Annotated in this window: 7 protein-coding genes; 4 read left to right on the forward strand and 3 right to left on the reverse strand. The window is 71.6% G+C overall.

Features of this window, described 5'->3' with window-relative positions; genetic code table 11:
* Positions 1–11: 11 nt before the first annotated feature.
* On the reverse strand, positions 12–1,037 hold the full coding sequence (locus tag ASF23_RS17585; protein ID WP_055956863.1) for an aldo/keto reductase: 1,026 nt from the start codon (positions 1,035–1,037) through the stop codon (positions 12–14).
* A gap of 132 nt (positions 1,038–1,169) precedes the next feature.
* On the opposite strand from ASF23_RS17585, the gene ASF23_RS17590 reads away from it, so the two are divergent.
* On the forward strand, positions 1,170–1,787 hold the full coding sequence (locus ASF23_RS17590; RefSeq protein WP_055956866.1) for a TetR/AcrR family transcriptional regulator: 618 nt from the start codon (positions 1,170–1,172) through the stop codon (positions 1,785–1,787).
* 91 nt (positions 1,788–1,878) lie between these two features.
* On the opposite strand, the gene ASF23_RS17595 is transcribed toward ASF23_RS17590, so the two are convergent.
* Complete coding sequence (locus ASF23_RS17595) at positions 1,879–2,883, reverse strand: LacI family DNA-binding transcriptional regulator (RefSeq protein ID WP_082474295.1); 1,005 nt, start codon at positions 2,881–2,883, stop codon at positions 1,879–1,881.
* A gap of 49 nt (positions 2,884–2,932) precedes the next feature.
* Between ASF23_RS17595 and ASF23_RS17600 the strand changes: the two genes are divergently transcribed.
* Positions 2,933–4,882, forward strand: coding sequence for a glycoside hydrolase family 2 protein (locus tag ASF23_RS17600; RefSeq protein ID WP_082474296.1), 1,950 nt, complete (start codon positions 2,933–2,935; stop codon positions 4,880–4,882).
* Positions 4,883–5,048: 166 nt separating this feature from the next.
* Here ASF23_RS17600 and ASF23_RS17605 read toward each other — a convergent pair whose 3' ends face one another.
* The gene (locus tag ASF23_RS17605) at positions 5,049–5,543 is read right to left on the reverse strand and encodes a DUF2087 domain-containing protein (protein ID WP_055956870.1); all 495 of its coding nucleotides are present in this window, start codon (positions 5,541–5,543) and stop codon (positions 5,049–5,051) included.
* 75 nt (positions 5,544–5,618) lie between these two features.
* Here ASF23_RS17605 and ASF23_RS17610 point away from each other — a divergent pair, with 75 nt between their 5' ends.
* Together ASF23_RS17610 and ASF23_RS17615 are read left to right on the forward strand one after the other, a co-directional pair.
* A complete protein-coding gene (locus ASF23_RS17610) occupies positions 5,619–6,038 on the forward strand; it encodes an HIT family protein (protein ID WP_055956871.1) in 420 nt (139 codons plus the stop codon).
* 190 nt (positions 6,039–6,228) lie between these two features.
* Complete coding sequence (locus ASF23_RS17615) at positions 6,229–7,752, forward strand: hypothetical protein (protein WP_156364614.1); 1,524 nt, start codon at positions 6,229–6,231, stop codon at positions 7,750–7,752.
* Positions 7,753–7,986 lie beyond the last annotated feature (234 nt).

A 7,986-nucleotide genomic window follows, 5' to 3' on the forward strand; every position in this document is an offset into this window, starting at 1 on the left:
CGGTCGCGCCGTCAGGCGGCGGAACGCTCGCCGACGGGGCGTCGCCGCATGCTTGCGTCCTCGACCTCCGGCCCGCGGTAGACCATGTCCATCGCCCCGATGCTCTCGCCGGGCCGGACGATCTGGTCGATGCGGTCGAGCACCTCGTCCGAGAGCACGACGTCCACGCCAGCGAGCGTGTCCTCGAGCTGCTCCATCGTCCGGGGCCCCGCGATCGCCGAGGTCACACCCGGGTGCGCGACGACGAACGCCATCGCGAGGTGGGTGAGCTCCACACCGACCTCGTCCGACAGGGCGACGAGTTCCTCGACGGCGGCGAGGCGGCGCTCGTCGCGGAAGTGCCGCATCCCCGTCTTCGTGGACCGGAAGTTGTCGTTCTCCTGCCCCGCGCGGTACTTGCCGGTCAGCGTGCCGCCGGCGAGCGGGCTGTAGACCAGGGTGCCCATGCCGTACCGCTCGGCGACGGGGAGGATCTCGCGCTCGATCTCGCGGTCGAGGATCGAGTAGTTCGGCTGCTCGGTGCGGAAGCGCTCGTACCCGCGGCGCTCGGAGGTCCACTGCGCCTCGACGATCTCGGAGCCGCGCATCGACGAGGTGCCGATCGTGCGGACCTTGCCCTGCCGGACCAGGTCGGTGAGCGCGGAGAGCGTCTCGTCGATGTCCGTCTCCGTGTCCGGGCGGTGCAGCTGGTACAGGTCGATGTGGTCGGTCTGCAGACGGGTGAGCGAGCGCTCGACTGCCTGCATGATCCAGCGCCGGGAGGCACCGCGATGGGTGACGTCGTCGTCCACCGGGCCCCAGAACTTCGTCGCGAGGACGACGTCGTCGCGACGGCCCTTGATCGCCTCGCCGACGACGTCCTCGGAGTCGCCGTAGCGGTCCGCGGTGTCGATGAGGTTGATCCCGGCGTCGAGCGCGCGGTGGATGATCGCGATGCCGTCCTTGCGCTCCGGGTTGCCCATCGAGCCGAGCATCATCGCTCCGAGGGCGTACGGGGTCACCTTGATGCCGGTGCGGCCGAGGGTGCGGTACTGCATGGTGGATCTCCTGGTTCGTCGTGCCGTAGAGTCGAATCAACTGGAACGGGATTCCGGATGGTATCCGGAACAACGTTCCGCTTGTGGTGGTGACGTTACACGGAACATTGTTCCGATTGCAAGAGGAGATCGATGACGCCCGCAGAACCGTCGGCTGCCGCGCGACCGGCGACCGGTGACGGTCGACGGCTGCGGTCGGATGCCCAGCAGAACGCCGACGCCCTGATCGAGGCGGCGAAGGCGGTGTTCGCGACGAGCGGCGTCGATGCCCCTGTACGGGCGATCGCCGAGCGCGCCGGAGTCGGGGTCGGCACCCTGTACCGGCACTACCCGCTCCGCTCCGACCTCATCTCAGCGGTGTTCCGGCGTGAGATGGACGCCTGCGTCGACGCCGCCCCGGCGCTCGAGGCCGAGTTCCCGCCGGGGGAGGCCCTCGACCGCTGGATCATGCGGTACACCGACTTCGTCGCCGCGAAGCAGGGGCTGGCCGCGGCCCTGCACTCGGGCGACACCGCGTACGAGCCGTTGGCCGAGTACTTCTCCACGCGGCTCGCACCGACGCTCGAGCGGTTGCTCGCGTCGGCGGCGGCGACCGGTGAGATCGCGGCGGACGTCGATGCGAGCGAGTTCCTGGGTGCCGTCGCGAACCTGTGTCACGGGGGAGGCCCGGGTGCGGCCGCGTCGGGCGGTCGCGCCGAGCGCATGGTGCGGCTGCTGCTCGCGGGCCTGCGGGTCGAGCGCAAAGGCTGAGCGCGAGGGTTGAGCGCGAGGGTTGATCGCGAGGGTTGAGCGCGAGGGTTGAGTGTGCCACGGCGGGCGGAGGCCCGCGCTGGGACTCGGGTCAGGGAGCGCTCTCGCGCAGGACCAGCTCGTGCCCGACGACGACGTGCCGCCCGGGCTCCGTGCTCCCGCCGATCCGGAGCAGCAGGAGGTCGAGGGCCTGCTCCGCCAGAGCCCTGGTGTCCGGCGCGACGGAAGTGATGCTCGGGTCGGTGCTCGCGCCGAGCTGGATGGCGTCCCACCCGATCACGGCGACGTCGCCCGGCACCGAGATGCCGTGCCGACGAAGCGAGCGGAGGGCACCGATCGCGGCCAGGTCCTCGCGGCAGAGCAGCGCGTCGAGCTCGAGCCCGCGGACCAGGGCGGCGTCGAGGGCGACCTCGGCACCGTGCGCGTTCTCGTCCCCGCGGGCGATCAAGAGGTCCGGGTCGAACCGGAGACCGGCGTCGTCGAGGGCCTGCCGGTACCCGCGGAGTCGGAGCGCCGACGTCCGGCCGGGGTGGCCCGGCTCGTGTCCGAGGAAGCCGATCCTCCGCCGGCCGCTCCGGACGAGGTGGGCGACGGCCTCGGCAGCGGCGGCGACGTTGTCGATCGCGACGTGGTCCGCGTCCGCCGGCTCGGGGTCCTCGCCGAACACGACGATCGGCGTCCCGTTCCGGACGCGCTCGAGCTCGGCGCCCCTGAGCGACTGCGGCTGCATGAGCACGCCGTCGACCATGCCGGACTCCCGGTCGAGGAGTGCGGCCCGTTCGCCGTCGTCCGTGCCGCCGGTCTCGGTCATCAGGATGCGGTACCCACGCTCCTCGGCCACCCGTGCGATGACGTGCGCGAGCTCGGCGAAGTACGGGTTCCTGAGGTCCGGGAACGCCAGGCCGATCACGTTCGAGCGGCCGGTCGCCAGGCTGCGGCCGGTGCGGTTCGGGCGGTACCCGAGCTCGTCGATGACCGCCTGCACGCGATCGCGCATCTGCGGGCTGACATGCCGGTAGTCGCGGACCACGTTGGAAACGGTCTTCATCGACACGCCGGCACGGTCAGCCACGTCACGGAGAGTCACCTGGCCCATGGTCGAACAGTATCGCCCGCGAGCCTTTACAGCGCTGTAAACTGCCGTCATGACGACGCTTCCCGAACAGGCCGCGATGACCGAGCGCTCCGGACCCACGACGACCGGGCCGCTGCCGCTGGCGAGTCGACAGGACGGCACGTACCCGCGCCCGCAGCTGATGCGCGCCGCGTGGACGAACCTCGACGGCACGTGGTCGTTCCGCCACGACGACGGCGACCTCGGCACCGCCGCGGGCTGGTCCACCGGGTTCGACGAGCCCCGGGACATCGTGGTGCCGTTCCCGCCGGAGTCAGCGGCGTCCGGTATCGACGAGCCGGGCTTCCACCCGGTCGTCTGGTACGCCAGGACGATCACCGCCCAGGATCTCGACGACGCCGGCCGGTCCGGGTCCACGCCGCGGGTGCTGCTGCACTTCGGGGCCGTGGACTACCGCGCCACGGTCTGGATCGACGGTGTGTTCGTCGGCGAGCACGAGGGCGGCCACACCCCGTTCTCGTTCGACGTGACCCGGCTGGTGACCTCCGACGCGAGCACCGACCAGCACGACCACACCCTCGTCGTCCGCGCCGAGGACGACCCGCACGACGTCACCCAGCCCCGCGGCAAGCAGGACTGGCACGAGGACCCGCACGCCATCTGGTACCGTCGGACCACCGGCATCTGGCAGACCGTCTGGCTCGAGGCGGTGCCCACCGTGTCGATCCGGCAGCTCCGCTGGACCCCCTCGGACCACCGGAGCATGGCCCTCGGCGTCGTCCTCCAGGGCGGCACGGCACCGGCGGGATCGCGGATCCGCGTCGACCTGCGGTGGGACGAGCGCGGCGAACACCTCGGCACGGTCGAGGTCACCGTCCCGACCGCCACGGACGTGATCGACCTCGTCGTGCCGGTCGCACGGCAGGGCAACGGGCAGGCCGAGGACGAGCTGCAGTGGTCGCCGGAGCGTCCCCGTCTCGTCGACGCGACGGTGTCCCTGATCGGTGCGCCGCGCCTCCAGTCCGACACGTCCGACCTACCCGAAGCGACGCGCGAGACCAGCGCGACCGGCGTGCTCGACGCCGTGGCGTCCTACTTCGGGATCCGGAGCGTCGCCGTGGACCGCGGTGCCTTCCTGCTCAACGACCGCCCGTACGACGTCCGGTCCGTCCTCGACCAGGGCTACTGGCCGGAGTCGCACATCGCGGCCCCGTCCTACACGACCCACCGCCACGAGGTCGAGCTCATCAAGGAGCTCGGCTTCACGGCCGCCCGGATCCACCAGAAGATCGAGGACCCGCGGTTCCTGTTCTGGGCCGACCGGCTCGGGCTGCTCGTCTGGGGCGAGGCGCCGAACGCCTACGCGTTCTCCCCGCGCGCCGTCCAGCGACTCATGCGCGAGTGGATGGACGCCGTCGAGCGCGACGTCTCGCACCCGTCGATCGTCACGTGGGTCCCCGTCAACGAGAGCTGGGGTGTGCAGCACGTGCCGCAGGACCGGGCGCAGCAGGCGTACACGCGGTCCCTGGCGGACGTCACGCGGGCGCTCGACGACTCCCGCCCGGTGATCTCGAACGACGGGTGGGAGCACACCGCGTCGGACATCATCACGGTGCACGACTACGAGGGAGACGGTCCCACACTGGCCAGGACCTACGCGGACGACGCAGCCCGGACCCGGCTCATGACGGGCGCGGGGCCGGCCGAGCGACGCATCCTGGTCGACGGTGCGGTCGACACCGGGCAGCCCGTGATGCTCACCGAGTTCGGCGGGGTGAACTTCCAGCCGGGGTCGACGCGTGATGACGGTTGGGGCTACACCGTCGCGGCGAGCGGGGAGGACTGGATCGAGCGGATCACGGCCCTCTACGACGCGATCCGCGCGAGCTCGTTCCTCGCCGGGTCCTGCTACACGCAGTTCACGGACACGCTGCAGGAGACGAACGGGCTGCTGACGGCGGACCGCGAGCCGAAGGTCGACATCGCCGAGATCCGTCGGGCGGTCACCGGGCGCGCGTAGCGCCCGGCCGGCGCCCGGTGCAGCCGGCGCCCGGCGCGGCCGGCGCGGGCGGGGTGTTCTGAACACGCGCATCCACTCCGAACACGCCGATCCGGGTGTTCGGGACGGACGCGCGTGTTCGCCAGGCGGGCGTGGACCCGCCCGCGTCGCCGGCGTCCCCGCGTCCTCAGCCGGCGAACTCGTAGACGCTGCCGTCCGGAGTCCTCCGCAGCAGGCCGATGTCCACGGCGTCACGCCGGATCGTTGCGACGTCCGTGGCGACCATCGCGATCGCCGCGTTGAGCACGGGCTCGCTGACCCGGCGGGCCGGAGCGAGGCGTGCCACGACGATCTCGACGACCCGTTCGACGATGCGACGGCGTGCGGGCTCGGCGGCCGGCAGCGTCTCGAGGCGACCGAACGCGAGGACCACCTCCGGGACCATCAGCTGCCGGAGCACGTCCGCCGTGCGGGAGAGCAGCTCGTCGTCGATCGTGCCGTCGGGGTGGATCCATCCGAAGCGCGGGCCCGGTCGCCCGGAGTCTGCGGATGCTCCGTCGAACACCGCTGCCCGGAGCCCGGGATTCGCGACGGCCGCGACGACCTGACGCGCGCGGGCGATGGCGGCGACGGCGGTCTCGGCGACGGGCTCAGTGTCGGTGTTGCGCTGTGCAGGACTCACGACGTGTTCCTCTCGATGTCCGCTCGACCGTAGCGAACGAGTGCTGGTGCCGTCGAACGGCACCAGACTGGAGCGATGGACGACTGCCCCTTCTGCCGGATCGTCGCCGGACTCGATCCCGCGGCGGTCGTGGTCGAGCGCGAGGAGCACGCCGTCGCGTTCGCCCCCTTGCCGGACTCCGTCCTCGCGCCGGGGCACACCCTCGTCGCCCCCGTCGAGCACACGACCGATCTGATGTCCGCGTCACCGACCTCCCTCGCGGCCACCACCGCGCTCGCGCAGCGGGTCGGCCGTGCGATGCGAGGCGCGCTCGGGGCGACGGGCGTGGTCCTGCTGCAGGCATCGGGAGCGGACGCGGGGCAGAGCGTGCCGCACCTGCACTTCCACGTCGTGCCCTGCTGGTCCGACGACGGCACGACGCACTGGCCCTCGACGCCGTCCGCACACCGCCACGACGGGGACGCCTCCGCGGCACTCGCCGACATGTTCGAGTAGCCGGGCAGGGGTAGGGGCCGGGGCGGGGGCCGGGGGCCGGTGGGCCGGTCGGACGATCCATTTTCCGTCAGCCCTGTTCGAGGGTCGAGTTTCCCCTATAGTCGAGGAGCCGTCGTATCCCGCGCCGGTGATCGCAGTGGGGTCGGGGCGTTTCAGCCGTTCATCCTGCTCAACAGAACGGATTCCGTCAGTGACGAAGTCGTCATTGCGGAGGCTGCTGGTCGTCCCAGCAGTCCTCTCGCTCGCGCTCGGAGGAGCGCTCCTCACCGCCACGTCGGCCAACGCCGCCGTGGGCAACCTCGTCATCGCCTCACCCACCTCGGGTGAGACGGTCGCGAGCCGCACGGTCACGTTCTCCGGAACGGCGAACCCGAACGCGCAGATCCGCATCCACGAGGGTGACAGCGACGCCGGCGCGGTCATCGCGTCGGACAACAGCCTCGATGCGGGCGGCAACTGGTCGGCCACGTACACCTACCCCGACACGGCAGCCACGGCCGAGACCGTCTACGTCGACGGCATCGTCGGCGGCAGCGGCTTCAGCGACGCGCAGGCCCGGTCCTTCACGCTCCCCGCCGTCGCACCGGCTCCGGTCGCCTTCGCGGTCACCAACCCGACCGTCGGCCAGGTCGAGACCTCCCGCACCGTCGCCGTCTCCGGCACCGGCACCTCGGGCAGCACCGTCAGCGTCGTCGACGCCGCGGGCACCGTCCTGATCCCGGGCAACCTGACCGTCGTCAACGGCGCATGGTCCGGCACGGTCACCTACGCGGACGACGCCGCCACGGCGCAGACGCTCCGCTTCCGTCAGACCACCGGCGCATCGGGCAACGGTGACATCTCCGTCGCCATCACCCTCCCCGCCGCGTCGACGGCCCCGACCGAGACGTTCGGGGTCACGAGCCCGACCCCCGGTCAGGTCGAGACCTCGCGCACGGTCGACGTGTCCGGCACGGGCACCACGGGCTCGACCGTCAGCGTCACCGACGCCGCCGGCACCGTCCTGATCCCGGGCAACCTCGTCGTCACCGACGGCAAGTGGTCCGGCACGGTCACCTACGCGGCCGACGCCGCGACCGCGCAGTCGCTCCGCTTCCAGCAGACGACCGGCGGTGCGGGCCGTGGCGACATCACGGTGAACATCACGCTCCCGACGACCACCACCGACGCGACCGTCGCCGCTCCGGTGATCACCTCGCCGAAGAACGGTGAGCACCTCACCGGCAAGACCGTCACCTTCACGGGCACCGGAACGCCGGGGAGCAACATCCTGCTCGTCGCCGTCCCCACGTCCGAGCTGAACGCCGCTCCGTCGATGAGCGCCGACGCAGCGGCCGAGCCGGCCGACCCCACCGACCCGATCGTGGTCGATGCGGACGGCAACTGGACGGTCACGCTCGCGCTCGACCCGAACGACTACACCGCACAGGCGATCGCGTTCCTCCTGGACGCGAACGGCGACCCGGTGCTCGACGCGAACGGTGACCCGGTGGTCTCCGACCCGTCGAACATCGTCGAGTTCAGCCTGACCGCAGCCGCGACCATCATCGCCCCGGTGACCCCGGCCGCGACCGGTGGCAGCGTCACCGGCACGAAGGCCCTGGCCTTCACCGGTTCGACCCCGGCCCCGATGATCGGCCTCGGTGCACTCCTCGCCGCCGCCGGCACCGCGATCACCCTGATCGCGCGTCGTCGCCGCTCGATGCTCGGCTAGTCCAGCACCCAGCACGACCACATCGGCCCCGCCGCATCTCGATGCGACGGGGCCGATGTGCGTGTCCGGAGCGCTCCGGAGCAACCGCGGGGGCGCGGGCTGCGCTCCAGTCAGCCGTCGCGGTTCGGGCCGGAGTGTCACGGTCGGGTAACGGGGTGAAGTCCCTCCAAACCATTCCGGAGGGGGTGCCGAATGACTTGTACATCGGGCAAACACCCCGAACACCCACCAGGA

Origin of the sequence: Curtobacterium sp. Leaf261 (genome assembly GCF_001422205.1) — a bacterium.
Classification (GTDB): Bacteria; Actinomycetota; Actinomycetes; order Actinomycetales; family Microbacteriaceae; genus Curtobacterium.

Bases quoted from the DNA above. Each gene is read 5' to 3' on its own strand.
- ASF23_RS17585 (WP_055956863.1), bottom strand. From the start codon at position 1,037: ATGCAGTACCGCACCCTCGGCCGCACCGGCATCAAGGTGACCCCGTAC.
- ASF23_RS17590 (WP_055956866.1), top strand. From the start codon at position 1,170: ATGACGCCCGCAGAACCGTCGGCTGCCGCGCGACCGGCGACCGGTGAC.
- ASF23_RS17595 (WP_082474295.1), bottom strand. From the start codon at position 2,883: ATGGGCCAGGTGACTCTCCGTGACGTGGCTGACCGTGCCGGCGTGTCG.
- ASF23_RS17600 (WP_082474296.1), top strand. From the start codon at position 2,933: ATGACGACGCTTCCCGAACAGGCCGCGATGACCGAGCGCTCCGGACCC.
- ASF23_RS17610 (WP_055956871.1), top strand. From the start codon at position 5,619: ATGGACGACTGCCCCTTCTGCCGGATCGTCGCCGGACTCGATCCCGCG.